This is a genomic window from Microbispora sp. CSR-4, assembly GCF_008033685.1.
Lineage (GTDB): Bacteria > Actinomycetota > Actinomycetes > Streptosporangiales > Streptosporangiaceae > Microbispora.
The window spans coordinates 55035-80763 of record NZ_VJVX01000010.1 but is presented as its reverse complement, the minus strand read 5'-3'; the positions used below and the strand labels follow the sequence as shown (position 1 = coordinate 80763).

Sequence of the window (25729 nt, the reverse complement as noted above, 5' to 3'; positions counted from 1 at the left end):
GGCTGCGCTCAGGAGGTCCGGCGGCGCAGCGTGGCGGCGCCGAGCAGCAGTGCCAGCACTGCCGACCCCGCCACCACGACGACGTCGCGCCAGAACTCGCCGCTCGGATCGGTGTCCGCGACCGCGTGCGCCATCGCCTCGATCGCGTACGACATGGGCAGGACGTTCGAGATCCACTCCAGCACGGTCGCCATCTGCCCGCGCGGCACGAGGATCCCGCCGAGCAGGATCTGGGGGATCATCACGATCGGCATGAACTGCACGGCCTGGAACTCCGTGCGGGCGAACGCGCTGCACAGCAGGCCGAGCGCGGTGCCGAGCAGGGCGTTGAGCAGGGCCACGAGCACCAGCGGCCACAGCGGGCCGGGCAGGTCGAGGCCCAGCCAGGTGAGGGAGACGGTCAGCGCCAGCGCCACCTGGACACACGCCGCCAGCCCGAACGCGAGGCCATAGCCGAGGAGGAGGTCGAGCCGTCCGAGCGGCATCGCCATGAGCCGCTCAAGCGTGCCCGACGTGCGCTCGCGCAGCGTCCCGATCGAGGTGATGAGGAACATCACCAGGAAGGGGAAGACGCACAGCAGGATCGGCGACCAGTGGCCGAACGCGCGCTCGTCGTCCATCACGTAGTAGAGCAGGATCATCACCAGTGTCGGCACCAGGACCATGAGCGCGACCGTCCGCCGGTCGTGGCGAAGCTGGGTCATGATCCGCCTGGCGGTGGCAAAAGTGATCGCGAAGCTCATGCCGACTCCTCGCCTTCGGCTCGGAGCGAGGTCGTGCCGGAGGCGCGCGGGGAGGTCGTGCCGGAGGCGCGCAGGGAGGTCGTGCCGGAGGCGCGCAGGAGACCGCCGCGCCGGACGCCGCGTCTGTCGATTCGCTCGCGAAGCGCGTTCATGCCGCCGCCCTCTCTTCGATCAGGCGCAGGAACGCCTCCTCCAGGTCGGTCGTACGCGTGTGGTCGCGCAGGGCGCCGGGGGTGTCGTCGGCGAGGATCTTCCCCTCACGCAGCACGATCAGCCGCTCGCACCGCGCGGCCTCGTCCATGACGTGGCTGGAGACCAGGATCGTGGTGCCGCCCTCCGCGAGGCGGTTGAAGAGCGTCCACAGCTCCTGCCGCAGCACGGGGTCGAGCCCGACCGTCGGCTCGTCGAGCACGAGCAGCTCCGGACGGCCGAGCAGGGCCACGGCGAGCCCGGCGCGGCCCAGCTGACCGCCCGAGAGCGTGGACGCGAGCTGGTGGGCGGCCCCGGAGAGCCCCACCTCCGCGAGCACCCGCTCGGGGTCGTCCTTCGGCGCGCCGAGCACGGCGGCGAAGTAGCGCAGGTTCTCCAGCACGGTCAGGTCCCGGTAGACCGCCGGGCTCTGCGTCGAGTAGCCGATCCTGCGGCGCAGGCCCGCGCTCCCGGCCGGCTCGCCGAGCACGCTCACCTCGCCGCCGGACACGACCTGGACGCCCACGATCGCCCGCATGAGCGTCGTCTTGCCGCAGCCGCTCGGCCCGAGCAGGCCGGTGACCTGCCCTCGCGGCACCTCGAAGGTCAGGCCGTGCAGGACCTCGGCCCCGCCCCTGACCACCCGCAGATCCCGTACGGCGATCACGGGATCCGATAAATTCATCATGTGATGAATTTAAACCCGCGGCAAAGGGCCGTCAATGCGTCCATCGCGGTGACATTCCGGCCCCCGCGGCGCGCACCGACCGCGAAAAGCGATTTGTCCGAGGGTGCGCCGCATGGGTAACTTCACGCCCCATGACCCCGACTCTGCGGACCGAGCGCCTGCTGCTGGAGCCGTACGTCCCCGAAGACGAGGACGACTTCGTCACCCTGTTCCTGGACGGGCGGGTGTCGCGGTGGATGGGCGACGGTCCCGCCCCCGAGGCGGACTACCGCGCCCTGTTCGGGCGGATCTTCACGAAGGTCTACGCCCAGGAGCTGTTCGACGTCTGGGCCGTGCGCCGGGACGGCCGCTTCGCCGGGCACGCCGAGATCAAGCCGGCGAAGGTGGCGGACGGCTACGAGATCATCTACGCCCTGGCCCCCGGCATGTGGGGATCCGGCCTGGGGAGAGAACTGGCCGGGGCGATCGTCGCCTACGGCTTCGACACCCTGGGGCTCACCGAGGTGTACGCCACCGTGGCGGCGCCGAACACCGCCTCGCTGGCCGTGCTGAACGGGATCGGCTTCGAGCACGTGCGGGACGTGACCGAGGACGACGGAGGCGTCACCCACGTGCTGAGGCGCAGCCGGGCCACAGGGTGAACCGGTCGCTCCGCACAGCCGTGTATGGGGCATGAGAAAGCTCTGGCTCGTGGCCCTCCTGTTCCTGGCGGTCGCCTGCGGAGGGACCTCCTCCACCTCGGCCTCACCCGAGCAGCCGGACGGCTCTCCCACCGGGACCGATGCCGATCAGGCCGTCAGCGTGCCGGCCGCGCCTGCCGCGCCGTCCGGCGCGCCGAGCGGCACCCCGTCTCCCGTGGCCCCGGCCGGGCCCACGCTGCACCCGCGCAAGGTGCCGTGGGAGAGCGCCACCCCCACCGACGACGGCAGGGCCCTCGACATCGTGTGGTGGTCCGGAGTGGAGCCCTGCAACGTGCTCGACCACGTCGAGGTGACCGAGACCGCGCGCGAGGTCACCGTCACCCTGTACGAGGGACAGGACCGGCGCTCGCCCGACGCCGTCTGCATCGCGATCGCGATCCTCAAGACCACGAAAGTGCAGCTCAAGGCCCCGCTCGGCGACCGGAAGGTCGTGGACGGCGCGAAGTAGAGAGGACAGACCGTACGAGTTCCCGGCCACGGGATGAAATCCGCGCGCTCCAGGGTTGAGCCACATAGACTCAAGACGATTGACAGACCCCTCGGCGGGGCTAGTATTTGAGTCTGACCGACTCAACTTTGACTACAAGGACGTACTCATGGCACGTGCGGTAGGTATCGACCTGGGGACGACCAACTCCGTCGTCTCGATCCTCGAGGGCGGCGAGCCCACGGTCATCGCGAACGCTCAGGGCTCGCGGACCACGCCGTCCGTGGTCGCGTTCGCGAAGAACGGCGAGGTTCTCGTCGGCGAGGTCGCCAAGCGGCAGGCGGTGACCAACGTCGACAGGACCATCCGCTCGGTCAAGCGCCACATGGGCACGAACTGGTCGATCGAGATCGACGGCAAGAAGTTCACGCCCCAGCAGATCAGCGCGTTCGTCCTGCAGAAGCTCAAGCAGGACGCCGAGGCGTACCTGGGCGAGAAGATCACCGACGCGGTGATCACCGTTCCGGCGTACTTCAACGACGCCCAGCGGCAGGCCACCAAGGAGGCCGGTCAGATCGCGGGCCTCAACGTGCTGCGCATCATCAACGAGCCCACCTCCGCGGCCCTGGCCTACGGCCTCGACAAGGAGAAGGACCAGACCATCCTGGTCTTCGACCTCGGCGGCGGCACCTTCGACGTGTCCCTGCTCGACGTCGGCCAGGAGGACGGGCACGGGTTCGTCGAGGTCAAGGCCACCAGCGGTGACAACCACCTCGGCGGCGACGACTGGGACCAGCGGGTCGTCGACGAGCTGGTGACCCGTTTCAAGAACGCGCACGGCGTCGACCTGGCCAAGGACAAGATGGCCCTCCAGCGTCTGCGCGAGGCGGCCGAGAAGGCCAAGATCGAGCTGTCGGCCCAGACCGAGACGACGATCAACCTGCCCTACATCACCGCCTCCTCCGAGGGCCCGCTGCACCTGGAGGAGAAGCTGACCCGGGCGGAGTTCCAGCGGATCACCGCCGACCTGCTCGAGCGCTGCAAGGGCCCGTTCCACCAGGTCATCAAGGACGCGGGGATCAAGGTCTCCGACATCGCCCACGTGGTCCTGGTCGGCGGTTCCACCCGCATGCCGGCCGTGTCGGAGCTGGTCAAGGAGCTGACGGGCGGCAAGGAGCCCAACAAGGGCGTGAACCCGGACGAGGTCGTCGCCATCGGCGCCGCGCTCCAGGCCGGTGTCCTCAAGGGCGAGGTCAAGGACGTCCTGCTGCTCGACGTCACCCCGCTCAGCCTGGGCATCGAGACCAAGGGCGGGATCTTCACCAAGATCATCGAGCGCAACACGACGATCCCGACCAAGCGCTCGGAGGTCTTCACCACGGCCGAGGACAACCAGCCGTCGGTGCAGATCCAGGTCTACCAGGGCGAGCGCGAGATCGCGGCGTACAACAAGAAGCTGGCCACCTTCGAGCTGACCGGCATCGCCCCGGCCCCGCGCGGCATCCCGCAGATCGAGGTCACCTTCGACATCGACGCGAACGGCATCGTGAACGTGTCGGCGAAGGACCTCGGCACGGGCAAGGAGCAGTCGATGACCATCACCGGCGGCTCGGCCCTCGGCAAGGAGGACATCGAGCGCATGATGCGCGAGGCGGAGTCCTACGCCGAGGAGGACAAGCGGCGTCGTGAGGAGGCCGAGGTCCGCAACAACGCGGACGCGCTGGCCTACCAGACGGAGAAGTTCCTCCGCGAGAACGACGAGAAGGTCCCGGCCGACGTCAAGACCGAGGTCAACGACTCGCTCGCCGAGCTGAAGAAGGCGCTGGAGGGCACCGACATCCCGGCCATCCGCACCGCCGCCGAGAAGCTCGCCACGGTCAGCCAGAAGATGGGCTCGGCCATCTACGCCCAGTCGCAGGCCGGCGCCGAGGGCGCCGCGCCCGGTGCGGACGCCGAGGGCGCCCAGGCGAAGGCCGACGAAGACGTGGTCGAGGCCGAGATCGTCGATGACGAGCGGGAGGGCGGCCGCAAGTGAGCCCGCGCGAGAACGGCTCCGAGGAGGAGCCGGTGATCCGCGACAACCGCAAGATCGACCCGGAGACCGGCAAGGCCCGCGAGTCCGCCGGGGAGGCCCCCGAGGCCGCCCCCGCGGACCAGGGCACGCAGGTGGCGGCGCCGGCCGAGGGGTCCGCGTCGGACCTGCTCGCCGAGCGCACCGCCGACCTGCAGCGGCTCCAGGCGGAGTTCAGCAACTACCGCAAGCGGGTCGAACGCGATCGGATCGCCGTCAGGGAACAGGCCGTCGCGAGCGTGCTCACCGAGCTGCTGCCGGTGCTCGACGACATCGGGCGCGCCCGCGACCACGGCGAGCTCACCGGCGGGTTCGCGAAGGTGAGCGAGTCGCTGGAGGCGGCCGTCGCCAAGCTGGGCCTGACCTCGTACGGCGCGAAGGGCGACCCCTTCGACCCGACCGTGCACGAGGCCCTGCTGCACAGCTACTCGGCGGAGGTGACCGAGGCGACGTGCGTCGAGATCCTCCAGCCGGGCTACCGGATCAACGACCGGATCCTGCGCGCCGCCCGCGTGGCCGTCGCGGAGCCGAGCGAGGAGGCCGCGGCGCCGGAGGAGACGGCGGCGGACTCCGGCGAGTCCGGCGAACCGGACGAGAACTGAAACCGCGGAGTCTCTCCCGATCGGCGAAGATCGGGAGAGACCCGCGAGGGCTGCCCGTGACGACACCCTCGGGGGCCTGCGCGGAAACACCGATTCACTCCCCTTTCGTGCGAAGGAAGCGATAGATGAGCACCAAGGACTACTTGGAAAAGGACTACTACGCCGTCCTTGGTGTGCCCAAGACCGCGAGCGCCGACGAGATCAAGAAGGCGTACCGCAAGCTCGCCCGCAAGTACCACCCCGACGCCAACCCGGGCAACAAGGAGACCGAGGAGAAGTTCAAGGAGGTCTCCGAGGCCTACGACGTGCTCTCCGACGTCAAGCGGCGCAAGGAGTACGACGAGGCGCGCACGCTGTTCGGGTCGGGCGTCGGCGGCTTCGCGGGAGCGGGGGGCCCGCGCGGCACCGGCGGCGGCTTCAACTTCGACCTCGGCGACCTGTTCGGCGGCTCGGGGTCGGGCGACCGGATCGGGGACCTGTTCGGGGGGCTGTTCAACCGGGGCGGAGCGGGCACGCGCACGACCACTGCCCGGCCACGGCGCGGCCAGGACGTCGAGTCGGAGGTGACGCTGACCTTCGGCGAGGCGGTCGACGGCAGCACCGTGTCCCTCCGGCTCACCAGTTCGGCCGCCTGCACCGCCTGCGGCGGCACGGGGGCGAAGGCGGGCACCACGCCACGGGTGTGCCCGACCTGCGAGGGAACCGGGGCGGCCAGCCGCAACCTCGGCAACTTCGCCTTCTCAGAGCCGTGCCGCGACTGCCGCGGCCGGGGCCTGGTGGTCGACGACCCCTGCCCCGTCTGCGAGGGCAGCGGGCGCGGCAAGAGCACCCGTACGATCCAGGCCCGCATCCCCGCCGGGGTCGGCGACGGCCAGCGCATCAGGATCAAGGGCAAGGGCGCGCCCGGTGAGAACGGCGGCCCGGCCGGCGATCTCTATGTGCTGGTCCACGTCAAACCGCACCCCGTGTTCGGGCGCAGCGGCGAGAACCTGACCGTCACGGTCCCCGTCACCTTCCCCGAGGCCGCGCTCGGCGCCGAGATCAAGGTGCCGACGCTCCGGGGGATGCCGGTGACCCTGCGCATCCCGGAGGGAACGCCCAACGGGCGCACGTTCCGGGTGCGCGGCCGTGGGGTCCCCCGCAAGGACGGCACGAAGGGCGACCTGCTGGTCACCGTCCAGGTCACGGTGCCCCAGCACCTCGACGACAAGGCCCGCGCGGCCCTTGAGGAGTTCAGGAACGCCACAGAGGGCCAGGACCTTCGCGAAGAGCTGATCAAGCAGGCCAGAAGCGAGTGAGCCGATGGATGCCAGGTTTTTCGACATCTCCGATGACACCCCCGTCTATGTGATCTCCGTAGCCGCCCAGCTGTCGGGGCTGCACCCGCAGACGCTGCGCCAGTACGACCGGCTCGGGCTCGTGAGCCCCGGCCGTACGGCGGGGCGGGGACGGCTGTACTCGACACGGGACATCGTGCTTCTGCGCGAGGTCCAGCGGCTCTCCCAGGAGCACGGCATCAACCTCGCCGGCATCAAGCGCATCCTCGAACTCGAAACCGAGAACATGCGCCTGCGCGAGGAGGTCACCCGGCTCAGGGGTGAGCTCACCATGCTGCGGGCACTGGTCCGCTACGAACTGCCACCGGCCTGACCGGCGAAACGAGGCATTCACATATGGACTACAAGTTCACCCAGAAGAGCCAGGAGGCCCTGTCCGCGGCCGTCCGGCGCGCCGCGGCCGACGGCAACCCCGAGGTCGCGCCCGCCCACCTGCTGACGACCCTGCTCGCGCAGAACGGCGGCATCGCCGGGTCGCTGCTGCAGGCCGTCGGCGCGGACCCGCGGCACCTGCGCGCCCAGGCCGAGGAGCTGCTCGACCGGCTGCCGAAGGCGCAGGGCTCCACGGTGAGCGCGCCGTCCAGCTCTCGTCAGCTGCTGACCGTGCTCAACACCGCGGCGCAGCGGGCCAAGCAGCTCGAAGACGAGTACGTCTCGACCGAGCACCTGCTCGTCGGGCTCGCCACCGACGGCGGGCAGGTCGCCGATCTGCTGAAAACCGCGGGCGCCACGCCCAACGCGCTGCTGGAGGCGTTCGAGAAGGTCCGCGGGCACGCGCGGGTGACCAGCGAGACCCCGGAGGACACCTACCAGGCGCTGGAGAAGTACGGCGTCGACCTCACCGAGCGGGCGCGTTCCGGCAAGCTCGACCCGGTGATCGGCCGCGACAGCGAGATCCGCCGGGTCGTCCAGGTGCTGTCGCGCCGCACCAAGAACAACCCCGTGCTGATCGGCGAGCCCGGCGTCGGCAAGACCGCCGTGGTCGAGGGCCTCGCCCAGCGGATCGTCGCGGGCGACGTGCCCGAAAGCCTGCGCAACAAGCGCCTGGTCGCGCTCGACCTCGGCGCGATGGTCGCGGGCGCGAAATACCGCGGTGAGTTCGAGGAACGCCTCAAGGCCGTGCTCAACGAGATCAAGGAGAGCGACGGCCAGATCGTCACGTTCATCGACGAGCTGCACACGATGGTCGGCGCGGGCGCCGCCGAGGGCGCGATGGACGCCGGCAACATGCTCAAGCCCATGCTGGCCCGCGGCGAGCTGCGCATGATCGGCGCCACCACGCTCGACGAGTATCGCGAGCGCATCGAGAAGGATCCGGCGCTGGAGCGGCGGTTCCAGCAGGTCTACGTCGGCGAGCCGACGGTCGAGGACACGATCGCGATCCTGCGCGGGCTCAAGGGCCGCTACGAGGCGCACCACCAGGTGCAGATCTCCGACAGCGCCCTGGTCGCCGCCGCGACGCTGTCCGACCGCTACATCACCGCGCGGTTCCTGCCCGACAAGGCCATCGACCTGGTCGACGAGTCGATGTCGCGGCTGCGCATGGAGATCGACTCGCGGCCGGTGGAGATCGACCAGCTCCAGCGGATCGTCGACCGGCTGAAGATGGAGGAGCTCGCGCTCGCCAAGGAGACCGACGAGGCCAGCCGGCAGCGCCTGGAGAAGCTCCGCGAGGAGCTGGCCAACCGCCAGGAGGACCTCAACGCCCTGGTCAGCCGCTGGGAGCACGAGAAGGCCGGGCTCAACAAGGTCGGCGAGCTGAAAAAGCAGCTCGACGAGGCGCGCAGCGCGGCCGAGCGGGCCCAGCGCGACGGCGACTTCGAGGCGGCCTCCCGGCTCATGTACGGCGACGTGCCGCGGCTGGAGAAGGAGCTCGCCGAGGCCACCAAGGCGGCCGAGAAGGTGGAGGCCGAGGCCGAGCCGATGGTCAAGGAGGAGGTCGGGCCCGACGACATCGCCGAGGTCATCTCCTCGTGGACGGGCATCCCGGCGGGCCGGCTGCTGGAGGGCGAGACCGCCAAGCTGCTGCGCATGGAAGACGAGCTGGGCAAGCGCCTGATCGGCCAGCAGCAGGCCGTCCAGGCCGTCTCCGACGCCGTACGGCGGGCCCGGGCCGGCATCTCCGACCCCGATCGGCCGACCGGCTCGTTCCTCTTCCTCGGCCCCACGGGCGTCGGCAAGACCGAGCTGGCCAAGGCGCTCGCCGAGTTCCTGTTCGACGACGAGCGGGCCATGACCCGCATCGACATGAGCGAGTACGGCGAGAAGCACAGCGTGGCCCGGCTGGTCGGCGCGCCGCCCGGATATGTCGGCTACGAGGAGGGCGGCCAGCTCACCGAGGCCGTACGCCGCAGGCCCTACACCGTCGTGCTGCTCGACGAGGTCGAGAAGGCTCATCCCGAGGTCTTCGACATCCTGCTGCAGGTGCTCGACGACGGCCGGCTCACCGACGGGCAGGGCCGTACGGTCGACTTCCGCAACACGATCCTGATCCTCACCTCGAACATCGGCTCGCAGTTCCTCGTGGACCCCACGATGGAGAGCGCGGCCAAGCGCGAGGCGGTGATGAACGCGGTGCGGGGGTCGTTCAAGCCCGAGTTCCTCAACCGGCTCGACGACATCATCGTGTTCGACGCGCTCGGCACCGAGGAGCTGTCGCAGATCGTGGACCTGCAGGTCGCCCGGCTCGCCCGGCGCCTGTCCGACCGGCGGCTGACGCTGACCGTCACCCCCGCCGCCCGTGACTGGCTCGCGCTGACCGGCTACGACCCGTTGTACGGCGCGCGCCCGCTGCGCCGCCTGATCCAGACGGCCATCGGCGACAAGCTCGCCAAGGAGCTGCTGTCGGGGGCCATCCGGGACGGCGACGAGGTAATCGTCGACTTTGACGAGGCAGGGGACACGTTGACGATCCGGCCCTCTCGGTAAGGTCTTTCCCACCATTGAGGCAAGCGCGCCCCGCCCTATCCCCTCGCTGCTACGTTCGGCGTTCGTCGGACTACCGTACGCGATCAGGGGGACGTGGATGTCCAGGACATCACGAAGTATTCGAGGACGGTGCGTCGCACTCGCGGCGGTCACCGCCGGAGTGAGCTGGTTCGCCGGGGGCCCGGCGATGGCGAAGGACGGCGCGCTCGCCGACGCCTGCCGGGCCCAGGCCCACAACATGACGGCACGCGGCGTCACCGGCCATGACGTCACCGGCCGCGACCTCACGAGCGGGCTGACCAGCCTTCCGGCGGCGGGCGTGCTGAGCATCGCCGACGCGGCCGGGGCGGCGGCAGGGCAGGGACACAACTCGCTCCCCACCGGCTCCGCCACGGTCGCCCGCACCCTCCCGGCGCCCGCGGCGCTGCCGGCCGTGCCCGGCCCCCGTACGCTGCCGAACACGGCAACCGGCGCCACGGCGGCACTGCCCGCACCGGCGAGCGCCACGAAGACGCTTCCCACCGACGCCACCACCCTCTCGGCGCCCGCGAAGGCGGTCACCGCACCGGTGCACGGCGCCGCGGCCGGCGCAGCGGCCGTCGCCGACCGCCGCGCGGCCGCCGTGCCCGCGACCGACGCCAATAGCCTGTTCCCGGTCAGGAGCGCCGTGCCCCTCCTCGCCACCGCCCCCGCCAAGCCCAGCGCCGCGAACGGCTGCGCGCAGCAGGCGCTGCGGACCGCGCCGGCCGCCCGGGAGCGGGAGCACCCCGTCGCGCAGGGGCACCCGAAGAAGAGCCACCGCAATCCCAAGCCGCAGGACCAGCAGGCGGGCGCGAACTCCCGCGGCTCGGCGCCCCAGCAGCCGGGAACACAGCAGCCGGGCACGCAGAAGCCCGGGTCCCAGCAGGCCGGGACCCAGAAGGCCGGAGCGCAGAAGCCGGGGCAGCGGCCGGAGGGGCGCAACCAGGGCAACCAGGGCAACCAGGGCGCACCGGGCTCACAGGGCGCTCTCGCACCCCAGGGCGTGTCCCACAGCACCAGCTCGCAGAGCGGCGCCTCGAGCCAGGAGCAGATCACCAAGACCTTCCCGGTGAAGGACCGCCGCCACCGCAAGGCGCACCACCCCCGCAAGCAGCCGGGCGCCGCCGCTCCCGCCCAGGCCGCCAACCAGGCGGGTCAGGCCGGGCGGCCCATGCCCGGCACGCGCAACACCGCCCTGGCCGAGGGCGAGCGCGTCAAGAAGGCCAAGGACAAGCGTCAGCGCGACGACGCCGCGCGCGGACGGGGGCCCGCCGTGGGCGTGGCGCCCGACCTGGCGGACGGCCGGCACGTGCCGCGGCTGCGTCCGCGCGAGTACCCCAGGGCGGCGTCGCACCAGCCGAACGGTGACATCACCGCCCCGGCCGCCCTCGCCAAGGTGACGGGCACGAACGCGGTGACCGACTTCGCCGCCACGACCGGCAAGAAGCTCCTGCCGTAGCCCTCGCCGTACGACGCTTAAGGACGGCGGCCTCGCGGCAGCGCAATCCTCGTCCGCGCGACCCACGTCCGCGCGACCGAAGACCGCGCGACCGAAGACCGCGCAAGCGCGGACACTGAAACGAAAACACCAGAACGAAGACGCTGCGACCGCAGACGCCGTGACCAAGGGGCCGTGACGCACGGCCCCTTTTCACATGCCTGCTGCACTTTTCCCATGCCTGCTGCACGAGCCCGACTACACGTGGCCCGGCTACACATGGCCCGGCTACACATGGCCCGGCTTCACGTGGCCCGACTGCACATGCCCCCCACCTGGACATGCACCCCACCTGGACATGCCCCGACCTCGCCTGCCCTCTACTGCGCACGTCCCGGTCGCGCATGCCCCGCCCGGCTTCACCTGGCCGGCTGCACATGCCTCCACCTGCACAAGGCCCCACTTGGACACGCCCTCCGCGTACCCTCCCGAAACCGATCCACAGGTCCTGAGCATTGCTCGCACATGGCCCCCAACTGGACATGGCTGAGTGTGCATGCGCCGCGCCGGCTGCCGTTCGTCACCGCCGGCGGCCCGCAGCGATGGCCGGGGCGCCGGAAGGGCTCAGCGGGAGACGTCGAGAAGGGCGTCGAGGTCGTCCTCGGGCAGGCCGAGATCGACCCGGATGCGATAGCGGGTGCGCAGCAGCGAGTCGCGGATGCCCGACCCCGTCGCGCCGCACGCGCGGATGCCGTCGGTGGCCCACCCGTGCGCCGCGTCGAGATCGCCGTACGCCATGAGCGTCTCGGCGATGGTCAGCGCGGTGGCCGGGTTCCAGTCCCCCGACCTGACGGCGGCGATCACCGCCCTGGCCTCCTCGGGCCGGTCGAGCTCGAACAGTGTGTCGGCGATTCCCGCCCGCGGGTCCACCGGCACCTCCCCGCCGTCCTCCAGAGCGCTCTGGTAGCGGTCGAGGGCGGTGGCGAGCTGACCGGCCGAGCGCCACTCCTCCGCGGCGAGCACAAGGATCGCCGCTCTGGACATCTCTCCCGACTCGTACCCCTGGGCCAGCGCGTCGAGGCGGCGGGCGAGGGCACCGTGGTCATCGAGCAGCAGAGCCTGTTCGAGCAGTCGGTCCACCTGCTCATTTGTCACATGTGCCACAGAGCCGAGGCTACCGATCCCGGCCTGTTTTCGCAGGACAACACCAGGCATTGCCGAAGCAACGATTAGTACACGTTTGACTACTATCCGCTTTTCCTGGCAGATAGTCGGGCATATCGCTCCATGCCTGTGCCAACCGAAGCTCGGCGAGGAGCGTTACAGCATGTCCAAGCGGGTGATATTGACTCTCGCCTCCACAACGGTGCTCGCCGCCCTGGTTCCGGGTTTCGCCGGCTTCGTCACGGCCCAGTACGAGGCGCTCGACCAGGCCCGCGCCGAACTGGCCCGGCTGCAGGCGAAGCTGCAGATGATGGAGCTGAGAGTCGAGCCGGCGGCGAGCCTGCGATGCCGCGACGACGCGGCCGGGAAGAAACAGCCGCGCCTGACGGACGAGGACGACACGCGGCAGCTGTCGATACCGCCGCGCACCCGCACCAGGTCGTGGCAGAACACCGCCTACGTCCAGGGCACCGGGCCGGGGCTGTGGCCCTCGATCGGCGTCCCCCACGCCATACCCGGCCCGCATGCGCCGGACGGCCCCCACGCGCCGGACGGCCCGCACGCGCCCGACGGTCCCCACGGGCCGGACGGTCCCCACGCGCCGGATGGTCCGCACCGCCCCCACGAGTGACCCGCTCCGCCCGCCTGATGCTCCCACCATGGTCACCGAGGCGAAAGGAGCGCGCAATGACCCACCCGGCGCAGTGACCGAACCGGCCGGGGCCCCTGGACACCCCGCTTGGGCGTCAGCCGCGCCGTGAGACGGCGGAGGCGAGCTGGCGGGACAGATAACCGCGGACGAGCTGTTTGGCCTCGGCCACGATTCCGGGGTCGCCGTGCGGGTCGTGCCGGAAGGCGAGCTTCAGCACCGCGTCCCCGGCCTCGACGGCGACGAGAATGGCACGATCCAAATCCTCGCTGTCTGCCAGTCCGAATTCGGCGAACAACAACGCGCGCAGCCGTCCGGCGATCACGGTGTTGTTGTCGGACACGGAGTCGAGAAGATCAAGGTCGAAGACCTCGCCGAAGTGCAGCGAGCGGAACCCCGGCACGCTGCGGTGCATCTCGACGTACTCGTCGATGATGGCGTCGACGGCGTCCCACCAGCCGGTGTAGTCCTCCATCATGAAGCGACGCCCGACCCGCGCGACGAACAGCTCGACGTTGCGCCGCGTCAGGGCCTGGCTGAGCGCCCGCTTGTCCGGGAAGAACTGGTAGACCGAGCCGATCGCCACTCCGGCACGCTCGGCCACCCGGGTGGTCGTCAGCGCGTCATACCCTCCCTCGTCGAGCAGCTCGGCGCACGCGTCGAGCATCCGCTCGACGCGGCGGGCGCTGCGACGCTGCGACGGACGCCGCCGCAACGGCTCACCGGGACGCGACGCGCCCGGCGACATCCCCTCACCACCCCCACGGCCCCGTTTTTCGGCGGCACCACAGGTCTCAACGGCAGCACACTGCTCGACGGCCAAAGCGGGGCCGCCTGCTTCCCTCACGTACCGGCTGGACACTCACTCATCTTGCCTGTTTCACGCGCCGTGGTCAGCGCTTACCGACCAGTCGTCTGATTTGCGGCAAGAATTCTGTAGCCCTGCCGTCAGGAGTCCACGGGTGCGGCCGACAGGCCGGTGCAGCCGCGCAGCGCGCGGTACGCGCCGAGCGCCTGCTGCCTGGCACCGCCCGTCACGGGAATCGGCACGCCGCCGTTGATCCGGGCGGGGGTCCACTGGTCCTTGAGCACCTTCCTGCCGTTGATCGTCAAGGTGAGCACCCCGGTCGTCCCGGTCTCCGGGCCCCAGTTGTAGAAGGCGAAGTTGCCCAGGCCGTAGTGCACGTACGAGCGGCCGGAGTAACCGCCGCCCAGCAGGATGTGCGCGTGGCTGCCGACGATCACGTCGGCCCCCGCCGCGACCAGCTTGTCCGCCAGGCTGCGCTGCACCGGCGTCGGGCACTTGACCAGCTCGGCGCCCCAGTGCAGGAACACGATGACGGTGTCGGAGTTCTTGCGGGCCTGCCGTACGGCACGCAGCAGGCGGGGCTCGTTCTTCGCCGACGCGAGCCCGGCCTTGTCGCCGGAGGCGGTCCACGACTGGATGAACTGAGCGTCGATCACCTGGGTCGCGCCGATGATCGACACCCGGTTGCCGTTGACCGTCCTGCGGTAGGGCCGGTATGCCTCGGTCTCGTTCGCGCCGATGCCGATGACGGGGAACCTCGAGGACCTGATCGCGGCGAGGGTGTCCCGCAGGCCGCTCTCCATGTAGTCCATGCCGTGGTTGTTGGCCATCGTGACGACGTCCACCCCGGCGGCCTTGAGCGCCGTGAACGCCGTGGCCGGGGCGCGGAAGGTGAACTGCTTGCCCGGCGCGGGCGTGCCGGCGGTGGTGATGGCCGTCTCGAGGTTGAGCGCGGTGAGGTTGGACCTGCGCAGCACGGCGGCGATCGGGCCGAGCGCCGTACGCGGGTCGGCGTTGAGCCGGTTGCGCAGGACGCCCTCGAAGTGCACGTCGCCCGCGAAGGAGATCGTGAAGGGGCGCCGCTGCGGCTTGGGAGACGGCGGCGGCGTCGCCGTCTTGACCTCCAGTGGTGACGCGCCGGGGACGGGCTCGCTCTCCGCCGGGCTGCACCCCGCGACGAGGAGGGGGGCCGCGAGGAGGGCGAGCAGGGGCAGGGCGAGGGGCTGACGTCTCACGGCACCCGAGCATGCCATCTTCCACCCTCATCCGGGAGCCTGTGGGAGATCCACGGGCAAATAACTGGGAGAGTTCCTTTACTTGAACCATTCAAGTGTGCTGATAACGTGGGGGTGTGGACGACGCCGGGCGCCTTCGCCAGGCCGGACTTCGGGTGACCGCGGCCCGGCTCGCGATCCTGCAGACCGTGAGCGGGGGCGACCACCTCGACGTGGAAGCCATCCATCGCGGTGTCTGCGACCGGGTCGGGCAGGTGTCCCTGCAAGCCGTCTACGACTCGCTGAACGCGTTGCACTGCGGCGGGCTGCTGCGCCGCATCGAGCCCGCGGGCAGCCCGACGCGGTACGAGACGCGGGTGGGAGACAACCACCACCATCTCGTCTGCCGCAACTGCGGACGAGTCGCGGACGTCGACTGCGCGGTGGGGCACGCGCCCTGCCTGGAGCCGGCCTCGAACGCCGGCTATCTGGTGGACGAGGCGGACGTCATCTACTGGGGCCTGTGCCCGGCGTGCCGGACGGAGACCGGCAGCGCCCCGCCCTGCCCCTCCCGCGACTGAGCACCCAGCCCTGAACACCCGAGCACCCGAGCACCTGAACACCTGAACACCCGAGCACCCGAGCACCCGAGCACCTGAACATCCGAGCAGCGGGAACCGAGCGCAGCGCGCCCGCTTTCCGTCGCTTGTCCGCACATGGATCCAAAGAGTGACCCCGGAGGACAGCCGCATGACCGACAGGCACATCACCACCACCGACGCCGGGGTCCCCGCTCCCAGCGACGAGTTCTCGCTGTCCGTCGGTCCCAACGGCCCGCTGCTGCTGCAGGACCACTACCTGATCCAGAAGATGGCCCACTTCAACCGGGAACGGGTCCCCGAGCGCGTGGTGCACGCCAAGGGCGGCGGCGCGTACGGCGTGCTGCGGATTACGGAGGACGTCAGCCAGTACACCAAGGCCTCGCTGTTCCGGAAGGGCAAGGAGACCGAGCTCTTCCTGCGCTTCTCGACCGTCGCCGGCGAACTGGGCAGCGCCGACACCGTGCGCGACCCCCGCGGCTTCGCGATCAAGTTCTACACGGACGACGGCAACTACGACATCGTCGGCAACAACACGCCGATCTTCTTCATCCGCGACCCCTCGAAGTTCTCCGACTTCATCCACTCGCAGAAGCGCCGCGCCGACACCCACACGCGCGACAACAACATGCAGTGGGACTTCTGGACGCTGTCGCCCGAGTCGGCCCACCAGGTGTCGTTCCTCATGACCGACCGCGGCACCCCGCGCAGCTGGCGGCACATGCACGGCTTCGGGTCGCACACCTTCCTCTGGTACAACGCCGCGGGCGAGAAGTTCTGGGTGAAGTATCACTTCAAGACCGAGCAGGGCATCGAGAACCTCACCGACGCCGAGGCCAGGGCGCTGGTGGCGGAGGACCCGGACTTCCACCTCCGCGACCTGCACACCGCCATCAGGAACGGCGACCACCCGGCGTGGACGGTCAACGTCCAGATCATGCCGTTCGAGGACGCGGCGGACTACCGGTTCAACCCGTTCGACCTCACCAAGGTCTGGCCGCACTCCGACTATCCGGAGATCACCATCGGCCGGTTCGTGCTGAACCGCAACCCGGAGAACTACTTCGCCGAGGTCGAGCAGGCGGGCTTCGAGCCGGCGAACCTGGTGCCGGGCGTCGGTCCCTCCCCGGACAGGATGCTCCAGGGCAGGCTGTTCTCCTACCCGGACGCCCACCGCTACCGCATCGGGCCGAACTACCTGCAGCTTCCGGTCAACGCGCCGAAGGCGCCCGTGCACAGCTACAACCGCGACGGTCACATGCGCTACCGCAACCCGGGCGACCCGGTCTACGCGCCGAACAGCGTCAACGGCCCCGCCGCCGACCCGTCGCTCTACGAGGGCGAGAACTACCACGTCGCCGGTGAGATCATCCGGAGCGCCCAGGTCAGGCACCGCGAGGACGACGACTACGTGCAGCCCCGCGCGCTGTGGGAGAACGTGCTCTCGGACGTCGACCGCGACCACATGGTGAGCAACATCGTCGGCCACGCCTCGGCTCCCGAGGTCACCGCCGACATGAAGAAGCGCGTCGCCGACTACTGGACCAATGTCCACAAGGACCTCGGCCAGCGCGTCGCGCAGGGGCTCGGCGTCGCCTGACCCCCTTCCCCTCACGTACGGCTCGCGCCCTTTCCGGGCGCGGGCCGTACGCGCGTCCGCGCCCGGCCGGCGTCGTTCGAAAAGCGGACGTCGTTCGAAGAGCCGACGTCGCACGGAAAGCCGGCGTCACCGAAAGGCCGAAGTCGCCGGGAAGCCGAGGCCGCCGGGAAGCCGGGGGCCGCAGAAAGGCCGAACTCGTTTAAAGGTCGAACTCGCCGTCTTTCACGCCGCCGATGAACGCGTCCCATTCCGCGGGGGTGAACACGAGAGCGGGGCCGTCCTGGTTCTTGCTGTCGCGCACACCCACGTGGCCGTCGGGCAGCACGGCCACTTCCACACAGGCGCAGTTGTTCGCGCTCCGGCTGCTCTTCCACCAGACGGCGCCGGACAGGTCAATCGAGTTCATGGACAATGTTTCTCTCCCCCCGGAAATCACGCGCAGGTTCCCGGGGCGGTCTAGAGCTGGCTAACGCCAGTGACGGACAGTTTTCTCCAAGAACCGGCGGGAGTCGTCCACGTCGAGCGCCTTCGTCTCCAGGTAGTCGAACGCCACCTCGTACCGGTAGACGATCGCCTCGTCCTCGACCAGACGGCCGCCCAGGAGCGCCTCCAGGTACACGACGTCGTGGAAGTCGGGCACCTTGAGGTGACTGAACGCCCCGGTGTTGATCGGGTGGTCCGCGTCGAGCGGCAGGATCCGCAACTCGACGTTCGGCAGCTCGGACACCTCGATCAACCGTCTGAGCTGTTCCCGCATCACCTCGTGGTCGCCGAACCGGCGCAGCAGGACCGACTCTTCCAGAACGGCCGAGATGGCCAGCGGGCTCTCCGCCCTGAGAACCGCCTGCTGGCGCGCCATCCGGACCTCGATCCGGCTGCGGACGCCGCCCGGCAGCTCAAGGGTGCTTCGTTGTCCGCTCTCCATCATGGCCCGGACGTATGCCTCTGTCTGGAACAGACCCGGCACTACCTGGGGTTCCCAGTCGCGTGCCGCCGTGGCTTCGGCCTCCAGGCCCAGGAACGTCGTGTATTCCTTGGGCAGGGAGTCGCGGTAATCCTCCCACCAGCCCTTCCGGGTCGCGTCCCGGTGCAGGGCGAGCAGCTCTTGGCGTTGGCGGGAATCTACCATGTAGATCACCAGAAGTGCCTCAACATCGCTCGTGCGAGGCGAGGTGCGCGCCGTCTCGATTCTGCTGATCTTCGCCGCCGACCAGCCGAGCCGGGCGGCCACCTGGTCGCCCGTCAGATCGGCGCGCTCGCGTAAGCGGCGCAGTTCCTGCCCCAGCCGACGGCGGCGGACGGTGGGACTGCCGTGCTCGGGCACCCCTGCCGACCTCCTTCATCCGGTGAATCCGGTGGTTGCGGTGGACGCACGGATGGTGGGCGCGCCCTGGCGGATCGGGCGCGCGGGTGAGGGGCGCCCTGTCCTGAGATTACCGCGCCCGCTCGTGCAACTTGCATCGCAATTTGCAGCGCATCGACACAAGATTCTTGCGGATTTCTTTTCGTCAAGTATTGCAGCGCATTGCGTCCTGAGTCACGATCGATGCGGGAAGGGTCTTCCGGCGTGTGGGGGCGCCGGCGGTCGCCGGCGAAATACTCCGAGGCCCGATTCCCCATCCGGGGCACGCGCCCGGCGAGGGGCGCCGACCGCTCCGGATGCGTGTGACAACGGGGAGGCATCCGGGCCAGCGGGATTTCGAAATTCGACCGGCAATCACCGGCGCTCGCCGCGCACGAGCGGCGAGCCGGCGAACAACGAACGAGCCGTTCCGAGGGTGGGACGCGCTCTCCCTACGACGAATTGAGGACGACGAGATCTCTATTTGGCACCCCTCCGGAAGGAGTCCCTTGGTGAATCCCGGTGCCGCCTGGTTATCACTGATCAAAAGCCGGATGACGATGGCAGACCTGGCGCTGTGCGCCGATCAGGACAGGTGGGCGCGTGAACTGAAATGGACCGTGAGCCGCACCGGCTTCGGCCCACGCCACTACCGCGACCCCCGCTTCGACCTCGTACGCGAGCTGGAGGAGGTCGGCCGCCTCTTCACCGTCTGACGCCCTCCGACGCGCCGCACCGGGCCCGCGCCGCGAAGACGGCGCGGAGGGACGCGGCCCGACGGCCCTGACGGCGTGGAGGGACGCGAGGACAGACGCGGCCCGACGGCGCGCGGCGCCGGGTCGGGGACGAACTGATCGTGACCGGTTAGGCTTGCACGGGTGACGACCGCGCTCATCCACGAACGGCTCCAGTCCCAGCTCGCCTTCCACATGGAGATCGACAAGCTGAAGCGCGTCATCCGCCGCAACTCGCTGATCGACGGCTCGCGCCGGGAGAACGACGCCGAGCACTCCTGGCATCTGGCCATGATGGCGATGACGCTGGCCGAGCACGCGCCCCCGGGCACCGACATGTCCAAGGTGGTCGCGATGCTGCTCGTCCACGACCTCGTGGAGATCGACGCCGGTGACACCTTCATCTACGACCCCGTCGCGGTCGAGGCGCAGGCCGCCCTCGAACGCGCGGCGGCCGACCGGATCTTCGGGCTGCTGCCGGACGACCAGGGGGCGCGGCTGCGCACCCTGTGGGACGAGTTCGAGGAGCGGCGCACGCCGGAGGCGAGGTTCGCCCGGGCGCTCGACCGGCTCGCGCCGATCATCGCCAACCACCACAACGAGGGCGGCACCTGGCCGCTCTACAAGGTGACGGCCACGCAGGTCATGGAGAAGGTGCGGCTCATCGAGGAGGGGTCGCCCACGCTCGGCGAGTACGCCGCGGAGCTGGTCGCCGGCTCGGTCGCCCGGGGTCATCTGGCGCCCTGACGTCGACGACGTCAGCCCGAAACTCGTACATACCGTCCCATGCCTGTTCCATGTTCACACCTGTGACGCGGGGGTACGTGATCCCGTGTTAGGGGGCGAAACATGGAAGAGACGACCAGGCCGCGTGCGGGCCGTACGGCACGGAGGGTCCCCTCGGCGGAGCTCCTCGACGGGCTCGAGCGGGCCACCGCGCTCGACCGGCCGATCACCGTCATATCCAAGAAGGTCCGCCGCAGACTAGGCCCGGGCAAGCTCAGGGACGTCCTGCACGGCGTGCCCATGGGCCACCCGCTGCACCCGGCGCTCGCGGTGACGACCTTCGGCTGCTGGCTGTCGGCGAGCCTGGTGGACATGACCAAAACCGGCTCGCGTGCGGCGCGGACGCTGATCCTGGCGGGGCTGGGCAGCGCCGTTCCCACGGTGGCGGCCGGCCTCACCGACTGGTCCACCCTCCACCGCGAACAGCAGCGCGTGGGCCTGGTGCACGCCATGACCAACGCCGCCGCGGCGCTCTGCTACACCGGCTCTCTCTTCTTACGGGTGACGGGACGCGAACGCGCCGGGCGCATGCTGGGGTACGCGGGACTCGCGGCGGCCTCCGCGGGCGCCCACCTCGGCAGCCACATGTCCTATCGCCAGGCGGCCGGGGCCAACCACGCGGAGTCGGTCGGCCACCTCATGCCGCTCGGCTGGCACGACCTGTGCGTGCTCAAGGACCTGCCCAACGGGCGGCCGGTGCGGCGGCGGCTCGGCTACATCGATCTTTTCGTCCTGCGTCTCGGCGACGACGTGAGCGTGCTCGCGGACAACTGCTCCCATCTCGCCGGTCCGCTCCACCAGGGCCGGGTGGCCATGGAGGAGGGCCAGGCCTGCATCGTCTGCCCATGGCACGGCAGCGCCTTCCGCATCTCCGACGGCCGGGTCATGCACGGCCCCGCCACGTCGCGCCAGCCGGCCTTCCAGACGCGGCTGCGGCAGGACGGCGTCGTCCAGGTCCGTCCCGCGGAGTGACCACCTGCGACCCGTCCGTGCCCGCCCGGGCCCGGGTCAGCCGGTGTCCGGGCCGCGGTCGTCGGCGGGATGCTCGACCAGAGCGAGCACCCGGTTGGACATGAACCTCGCGGTGCGAACGGGTGTGCCCGCCCGCGTGACCTCGGTGACCTCGACCACTCCCCGGCCCGTCGTGATCTCGATCCGGCGGCCCGCCCTGGTCGCGACCACCTCGTAGGTGCGCGGGGTGCCCCCCGCATCGATGACGATCTCCACCCGGTCGCCCTTCACAAGGGCAGACATACCCTTTCAGGACACCAGCTTCACAATCGCCACGATTCCGACGACAACAATGAAGCCCCGCAGCAAGGGTGCGGGCAGCCTGCGGCCCACGCGGGCCCCGAGGAAGCCGCCGGCGGCCGAGCCCAGCGCCACCAGCAGCACGGCGATCCAGTCCACCGGCGCGACGAACGCGAACAGCACCGCGGCCGTGGCGTTGACCAGCAGCGACAGCAGGTTCTTCGCCGCGTTCACCCGTTGCAGGTCCTCGTCGAGGAAGCTGCCCAGCAGGCCGATCAGCACGATGCCCTGGGCGGCGCCGAAGTAGCCGCCGTACATGCCCGCGCCCAGCACGCCCAGCCACAGCCACGGCCCGCCGTGGGGGTGCGGCCTGCGCCGTACGGCCAGCCACTCGTTGATCCTCGGCTGGAACACCACCAGGAGGCAGGCGATCGCGATGAGCACCGGGACGATGACCTTGAACGCCTCGGCGGGCAGGACCAGGAGCAGCACGCCACCGGCGAGCGAGCCGATCACCGACGCGACGCCGAGCCGGAGCAGCCGCTCACGCTGGCCCTTGAGCTCGGCGCGGTAGCCGAGCACCCCGGTCACGCCGCCGGGGACTAGCCCGACGTTGTTGGAGACGTTCGCGACGATCGGCGGAAAACCGACGGCCAGCATCGTCGGGAACGTGATGAGCGAACCCGATCCCACGACGGCGTTGATCGCCCCGGCCCCGATTCCGGCCGCGAAGACCGCGGCCGCCTCCCACGGCGTCACTCGCACCTCTCCCTGCTTACCTGCCTCGCTTCGCTCGGCGGTTCGGGGCGCTTCCAGGCCGTGGGGTCGTGCCGGAGGCGCGCGATCAACACTTCCCTCGTCGCGCTTGATCGCTTCGCTCCCGCGCGCTCCTCAGTCCAGAACACGGCGCGCCCCTCCCTCGAACGGCTATCCGCCAAGGGTAGGCCGGGGGCTCCGCCAGGACGTCAGAGGGGACGGGCGAACCAGCGGCCCTCCTGGCCGCGGTCGAGGTGCAGCGGCACGCCGAAGGTCGCCGACAGGTTCTCCGCCGTCATCACCGCGTCGATCGGCCCCTGGTCGACGACCGAGCCGTGCCGCAGCAGCAGCACGTGGGTGAACCCGGCCGGGATCTCCTCGACATGGTGGGTGACCAGCACCATCGTGGGCGACTTCGGGTCGCGCGCCAGCGCGCCGAGACGGCGTACGAGGTCCTCGCGGCCCGCGACGTCGAGCCCGGCGGCGGGCTCGTCGAGCAGCAGCAGCTCGGGGTCGGGCATGAGCGCCCGGGCGATCTGCACCCGCTTGCGCTCGCCCTCCGACAGCGTGCCGAAGCGCCGCCTGATCAGGTGGGCGCAGCCGAGCTGGTCGATGAGCTCGACGGCCCGGGTGACGTCGTGGGAGTCGTACTCCTCCGTCCACCGGCCCAGGATCGCGTACGACGCGGTGAGCACGAGGTCGATGACCTTCTCGTCCGGAGGGATGCGCTCCGACAGGGCCGCGCTGGCCAAACCGATCCGGGGCCGCAGGTCGAACACGTCCGTCTGGCCGAGCCGCTCGCCGAGGATCTCCACCGAGCCCTCGGACGGGAACAGCAGCGATGCGGCCACCTGGAGCAGCGTCGTCTTCCCCGCGCCGTTCGGCCCGATCACCACCCAGCGCTCGTCTTCCCTGACGCTCCAGTCGATGCCGCGCAGCAGGGCCGCGCCGTCCCTGCGGACGGCCACGTCCTGAAGCTGAAGCACCTGACCGCCCATGTGGCCCCCTCCCGTGGTTCTCTGAGATAAAACTATGGCAGTCCGACCACATATCGTGGATCGGGTGCGCATCGATTCACCGATCTCCGCCACGCTCGTCGCCTGGGGCAACGCCTGGCTCGGCGGACACGTGAGCCTGGAGCACGCCCTCGACCGCGTCGAGCGCGAGGCCGGGCCTCAGGTGGTGGCGGCGGATGACGTCGAAACCCCCCTGCTCGCCTACCTCGTCGATCAGCGGATCGAGGGGCTCGGCGCGTTCCGGCTGGCCCTGCCGGTGCCCGGCGACCCGCTCGGGCTCACCGGCCCGCCCGTCTTCAACGGCGCCGCGATCGACGCGGGCCAGGCCGCCGTGGCCGTGCTGTCCGGCCGCTGCCTGGGTCTCGTGCCGTCCGCCGACCGGCGCGGCTCCTCGTACTCCGGAATCCGCTGGACCGTGACCGAGGCGTCGGCGGTCCCGCCCGACGTGCCGTCGCTGGCCGAGGCGGAGCAGGCGCTGCGGACCGCCATGATGGCCGCCACCGAGGCGCTGCTGGGCGTGGGCGGCCCGGCGCAGGGCTTCCCTGCGGCCGACGCGCTCGACCGCGCGGGCGAGGCCCTGGCTCCCGGCTACCCCGGCAGGGCGCACCGGGTCGGCGCCCTCGCCGCCCGGCTGTCGGTGGCGCTCCGTCTCGCCGACGAGCGAGGGCTCACGTCCGGGCAGGTCGCCGTGCGCGGGCAGGCCCTGCGCGACCTCGACCGCGCCGTACGGCGGGCCAGGGTGGCCGCACACAACGCCATCGTGGAGTCCCAGGTCTGAAGCCGCACTCAGGCCAGGCCGTGGCGTACGGCGTAGAGCGCGGCCTGGGTGCGGTCCTGCACGCCGAGCTTCATGAGCACGTTGGAGACGTGCGTCTTCACGGTCTTCTCGGCCACCACGAGCTCGCGGGCGATCTCGCGGTTCGAGCGGCCGGCGGCGAGCAGCCGCAGCACCTCGCGTTCGCGGTCGGTCAGCGCGGCCCCCGCGTCGGCCTGCTCCCGGTCCGCCGGTCCCGCCAGCATCGCCTCGGCGGCCTCGGGCGCGAGCAGGACCTGCCCGCCGTGCACGGCCCGGATCGCCTGCACGAGGGCGGCGGGATCCACGTCCTTGTAGAGGAAGCCCGCCGCGCCCGCCCGCATGGCCGGGGCCACGTCGCCGCGGTCGCTGACCGAGGTGAGGACGATCACCCGGACGTCCCGTCCGGACAGCTCCGCGAGCGCGCCGAGGCCGTCGAGCACCGGCATCTTCAGGTCGAGCAGCAGCACGTCGGGGGCGAGCGCGCCGGTCATCTCGACCGCCTCGGCGCCGTCCGCCGCCTCTCCCACGACGCTGATGTCCTCCTGGATCTCCAGGAACGTACGCAGGCCCTGCCGCACGACGGGGTGGTCGTCGGCGATGAGCACGCGGATCACGCGGGCACCTCCAGTCGTACGGTCGTGCCGCGGCCGGGCGCGGAGGAGACCGTCAGCGTGCCGCCGACGGCCTGGGCCCGGTCGCTCATCGACGGCAGCCCCAGGCCGTGCACTCCCGCCCCGTTTGGTCCGGTGCTGTCGAAGCCCACGCCGTCGTCGGTCACCTCCAGCACCAGCGTGGCCTCCCGGTGCGAGAGCCGTACGTCGATGCGGGCGGCCCTGGCGTGCCGTACGGCGTTGTGCAGCGCCTCCTGGGCGACCCGGAGCACGGCGACCTCGATCTCGGGCGCCAGGTCGCGGTCGTCCGGCGACTCGCCCTCGGCCGAGAACGCGACCGTCATGGGGTGCAGGCGGTCGAGGAGGGCCGCCAGCTTGCGCACGCTCTCCACCAGCCCGTGCCGGTCGAGCTCGGCCGGGCGCAGCTCCACGATCATCGCGCGCAGCTCGGTCAGCGCCTCTCCCGCCATCCGTTCGACCCGCTCGATCGCCTCGGCCGCCCGCTCGGGGTCCGTACGGGCGAGCGCGGCGGCGGCCCGCGCGGTCAGCCGCAGCGAGAACAGCTTCTGGCTGACCGCGTCGTGCAGCTCGCGGGCCATCCGGGTGCGTTCCTCGATGACCGTGAGCTCGCGCCCCCGCTCGTACAGCCGGGCGTTGGTGATCGCGATGGCGGCGTGCGCCGCGAACAGCGTCAGCAGCTCCTCGTCGGCCTCGTCGAACCCGCCGGGCGTCCGCTTGTTGGACAGGAAGATGATCCCGAGCACGGTGTCGCCGTCGGTGATCGGCACACCGAGGAAGTCCTTGAGGATGGGGTGGGCCTTCGGCCACCACTCGAACCTGGGGTCCCTGCGGATGTCGGGCAGCCGCACCGGCGTCCCCTCACGGAGCATCGCGCCCAGCATGCCGTGCTGGCGCGGGGTGGGCCCGATGGCCGCCCACTGCTCGTCGGAGATGCCCTCGGCCACGAACTCGGCGAACGCGCCATCGTCGTCCGGCACGCCGAGCGCGGCGTACTTCGCGTCGAGCAGCCGCGCCGCGGACCGCACGATCACCTGGAGGACCTCGCGGACCGACAGGTGACGGGTGACGGCGAGCACGGCCGAGCTGACCGCGTGCAGCACGGCGTCACGGTCCCGCTCGCAGGCGGCGGCGGAGTGGGCGGGCTCGGGCACGCAACACAGACTAGGTCCCGCGACGGGCGGGCCGCGTCGGCCGCAGGACCTAGACCCAACTGCCGAGCGACGGCCGGGCCTCGGTC

Annotated in this window: 27 protein-coding genes and 1 pseudogene; 15 read left to right on the top strand and 13 right to left on the bottom strand. The window is 70.7% G+C overall.

The genetic code is table 11. The features are described from left to right. Positions 1-8: 8 nt before the first annotated feature. From FLV34_RS10870 to FLV34_RS10865, 3 genes are read right to left on the bottom strand one after another with little or no spacing between them, the layout of a single operon-like run. Positions 9-743, bottom strand: a complete 735-nt coding sequence (locus FLV34_RS10870) for an ABC transporter permease (protein WP_142647925.1) — start codon at positions 741-743, stop codon at positions 9-11. Continuing rightward, complete coding sequence (locus FLV34_RS40345) at positions 740-895, bottom strand: hypothetical protein (RefSeq protein WP_187280601.1); 156 nt, start codon at positions 893-895, stop codon at positions 740-742. The genes FLV34_RS10870 and FLV34_RS40345 overlap by 4 nt, the downstream gene beginning before the upstream one ends. Next, positions 892-1620 (bottom strand): ABC transporter ATP-binding protein, encoded by a 729-nt coding sequence (locus tag FLV34_RS10865; protein ID WP_261985732.1) that lies wholly within the window; start codon positions 1618-1620, stop codon positions 892-894. The genes FLV34_RS40345 and FLV34_RS10865 overlap by 4 nt, the downstream gene beginning before the upstream one ends. A 131-nt stretch (positions 1621-1751) precedes the next feature. Between FLV34_RS10865 and FLV34_RS10860 the strand changes: the two genes are divergently transcribed. From FLV34_RS10860 to FLV34_RS10825, 8 genes and pseudogenes are all read left to right on the top strand, one after another. Beyond that, positions 1752-2261 (top strand): GNAT family N-acetyltransferase, encoded by a 510-nt coding sequence (locus FLV34_RS10860; RefSeq protein WP_147943012.1) that lies wholly within the window; start codon positions 1752-1754, stop codon positions 2259-2261. Between the two features lie 31 nt (positions 2262-2292). Then, a complete protein-coding gene (locus tag FLV34_RS10855; protein ID WP_142647922.1) occupies positions 2293-2769 on the top strand; it encodes a hypothetical protein in 477 nt (158 codons plus the stop codon). A 148-nt stretch (positions 2770-2917) separates the two neighbouring features. Further along, positions 2918-4783 carry a molecular chaperone DnaK gene (gene dnaK, locus FLV34_RS10850; protein ID WP_142647921.1) on the top strand — a complete coding sequence of 622 codons (1866 nt, stop codon included), beginning with the start codon at positions 2918-2920 and terminating at the stop codon, positions 4781-4783. After that, positions 4780-5421, top strand: a complete 642-nt coding sequence (grpE, locus tag FLV34_RS10845) for a nucleotide exchange factor GrpE (RefSeq protein ID WP_142647920.1) — start codon at positions 4780-4782, stop codon at positions 5419-5421. Before dnaK ends, grpE begins: the two co-directional genes overlap by 4 nt. Before the next feature lie 125 nt (positions 5422-5546). Further along, positions 5547-6719, top strand: coding sequence for a molecular chaperone DnaJ (gene dnaJ, locus FLV34_RS10840; RefSeq protein ID WP_142647919.1), 1173 nt, complete (start codon positions 5547-5549; stop codon positions 6717-6719). Positions 6720-6723: 4 nt separating this feature from the next. Beyond that, positions 6724-7011, top strand: a pseudogene (locus tag FLV34_RS10835) (helix-turn-helix transcriptional regulator); the annotation flags it as partial. A gap of 83 nt (positions 7012-7094) precedes the next feature. Beyond that, positions 7095-9686 carry an ATP-dependent chaperone ClpB gene (gene clpB / locus FLV34_RS10830; RefSeq protein ID WP_147943011.1) on the top strand — a complete coding sequence of 864 codons (2592 nt, stop codon included), beginning with the start codon at positions 7095-7097 and terminating at the stop codon, positions 9684-9686. Positions 9687-9783: 97 nt separating this feature from the next. Beyond that, complete coding sequence (locus FLV34_RS10825; protein WP_147943010.1) at positions 9784-11166, top strand: hypothetical protein; 1383 nt, start codon at positions 9784-9786, stop codon at positions 11164-11166. 603 nt (positions 11167-11769) lie between these two features. On the opposite strand, the gene FLV34_RS10820 is transcribed toward FLV34_RS10825, so the two are convergent. Next, positions 11770-12309: a hypothetical protein gene (locus FLV34_RS10820; protein ID WP_260617266.1), complete on the bottom strand. Its 540-nt coding sequence runs from the start codon at positions 12307-12309 to the stop codon at positions 11770-11772. Between the two features lie 163 nt (positions 12310-12472). Between FLV34_RS10820 and FLV34_RS40340 the strand changes: the two genes are divergently transcribed. Continuing rightward, positions 12473-12940, top strand: a complete 468-nt coding sequence (locus FLV34_RS40340; protein WP_187280600.1) for a hypothetical protein — start codon at positions 12473-12475, stop codon at positions 12938-12940. 115 nt (positions 12941-13055) lie between these two features. Here FLV34_RS40340 and FLV34_RS10810 read toward each other — a convergent pair whose 3' ends face one another. Continuing rightward, positions 13056-13706 carry a TetR family transcriptional regulator gene (locus FLV34_RS10810; protein ID WP_142647915.1) on the bottom strand — a complete coding sequence of 217 codons (651 nt, stop codon included), beginning with the start codon at positions 13704-13706 and terminating at the stop codon, positions 13056-13058. A 200-nt stretch (positions 13707-13906) separates the two neighbouring features. Then, on the bottom strand, positions 13907-15001 hold the full coding sequence (locus tag FLV34_RS10805) for a CapA family protein (RefSeq protein ID WP_261985731.1): 1095 nt from the start codon (positions 14999-15001) through the stop codon (positions 13907-13909). A gap of 116 nt (positions 15002-15117) precedes the next feature. Here FLV34_RS10805 and FLV34_RS10800 point away from each other — a divergent pair, with 116 nt between their 5' ends. Further along, complete coding sequence (locus FLV34_RS10800) at positions 15118-15561, top strand: Fur family transcriptional regulator (protein ID WP_142647913.1); 444 nt, start codon at positions 15118-15120, stop codon at positions 15559-15561. Between the two features lie 169 nt (positions 15562-15730). Continuing rightward, a complete protein-coding gene (locus FLV34_RS10795; RefSeq protein WP_147943008.1) occupies positions 15731-17179 on the top strand; it encodes a catalase in 1449 nt (482 codons plus the stop codon). 199 nt (positions 17180-17378) lie between these two features. Here FLV34_RS10795 and FLV34_RS10790 read toward each other — a convergent pair whose 3' ends face one another. After that, a complete protein-coding gene (locus FLV34_RS10790; RefSeq protein WP_142647911.1) occupies positions 17379-17585 on the bottom strand; it encodes a DUF397 domain-containing protein in 207 nt (68 codons plus the stop codon). A 60-nt stretch (positions 17586-17645) separates the two neighbouring features. Beyond that, positions 17646-18503: a helix-turn-helix transcriptional regulator gene (locus tag FLV34_RS10785; protein WP_142647910.1), complete on the bottom strand. Its 858-nt coding sequence runs from the start codon at positions 18501-18503 to the stop codon at positions 17646-17648. A 572-nt stretch (positions 18504-19075) separates the two neighbouring features. On the opposite strand from FLV34_RS10785, the gene FLV34_RS40335 reads away from it, so the two are divergent. From FLV34_RS40335 to FLV34_RS10775, 3 genes are all read left to right on the top strand, one after another. After that, positions 19076-19237, top strand: a complete 162-nt coding sequence (locus FLV34_RS40335; RefSeq protein ID WP_187280599.1) for a hypothetical protein — start codon at positions 19076-19078, stop codon at positions 19235-19237. Between the two features lie 213 nt (positions 19238-19450). Continuing rightward, positions 19451-20002: an HD family hydrolase gene (locus tag FLV34_RS10780; protein ID WP_142648065.1), complete on the top strand. Its 552-nt coding sequence runs from the start codon at positions 19451-19453 to the stop codon at positions 20000-20002. A 102-nt stretch (positions 20003-20104) separates the two neighbouring features. Further along, entirely contained in the window at positions 20105-21013 is a 909-nt protein-coding gene (locus FLV34_RS10775) for a Rieske (2Fe-2S) protein (RefSeq protein ID WP_142647909.1), read from the top strand. A gap of 36 nt (positions 21014-21049) precedes the next feature. Here the strand turns inward: FLV34_RS10775 and FLV34_RS10770 are convergent, their stop codons facing one another. From FLV34_RS10770 to FLV34_RS10760, 3 genes are all read right to left on the bottom strand, one after another. Next, positions 21050-21295 carry a hypothetical protein gene (locus tag FLV34_RS10770; protein WP_205830246.1) on the bottom strand — a complete coding sequence of 82 codons (246 nt, stop codon included), beginning with the start codon at positions 21293-21295 and terminating at the stop codon, positions 21050-21052. Between the two features lie 6 nt (positions 21296-21301). Then, positions 21302-22051 carry a sulfite exporter TauE/SafE family protein gene (locus FLV34_RS10765; RefSeq protein ID WP_142647908.1) on the bottom strand — a complete coding sequence of 250 codons (750 nt, stop codon included), beginning with the start codon at positions 22049-22051 and terminating at the stop codon, positions 21302-21304. Between the two features lie 206 nt (positions 22052-22257). Next, a complete protein-coding gene (locus FLV34_RS10760; RefSeq protein WP_142647907.1) occupies positions 22258-23046 on the bottom strand; it encodes an ABC transporter ATP-binding protein in 789 nt (262 codons plus the stop codon). Between the two features lie 64 nt (positions 23047-23110). Between FLV34_RS10760 and FLV34_RS10755 the strand changes: the two genes are divergently transcribed. Beyond that, a complete protein-coding gene (locus FLV34_RS10755; protein WP_261985730.1) occupies positions 23111-23842 on the top strand; it encodes a hypothetical protein in 732 nt (243 codons plus the stop codon). Positions 23843-23850: 8 nt separating this feature from the next. On the opposite strand, the gene FLV34_RS10750 is transcribed toward FLV34_RS10755, so the two are convergent. Together FLV34_RS10750 and FLV34_RS10745 are read right to left on the bottom strand one after the other, a co-directional pair. Further along, the gene (locus FLV34_RS10750) at positions 23851-24474 is read right to left on the bottom strand and encodes a response regulator transcription factor (RefSeq protein ID WP_142647905.1); all 624 of its coding nucleotides are present in this window, start codon (positions 24472-24474) and stop codon (positions 23851-23853) included. Further along, positions 24471-25643 carry a GAF domain-containing sensor histidine kinase gene (locus tag FLV34_RS10745; RefSeq protein WP_142647904.1) on the bottom strand — a complete coding sequence of 391 codons (1173 nt, stop codon included), beginning with the start codon at positions 25641-25643 and terminating at the stop codon, positions 24471-24473. Before FLV34_RS10745 ends, FLV34_RS10750 begins: the two co-directional genes overlap by 4 nt. Positions 25644-25729 lie beyond the last annotated feature (86 nt).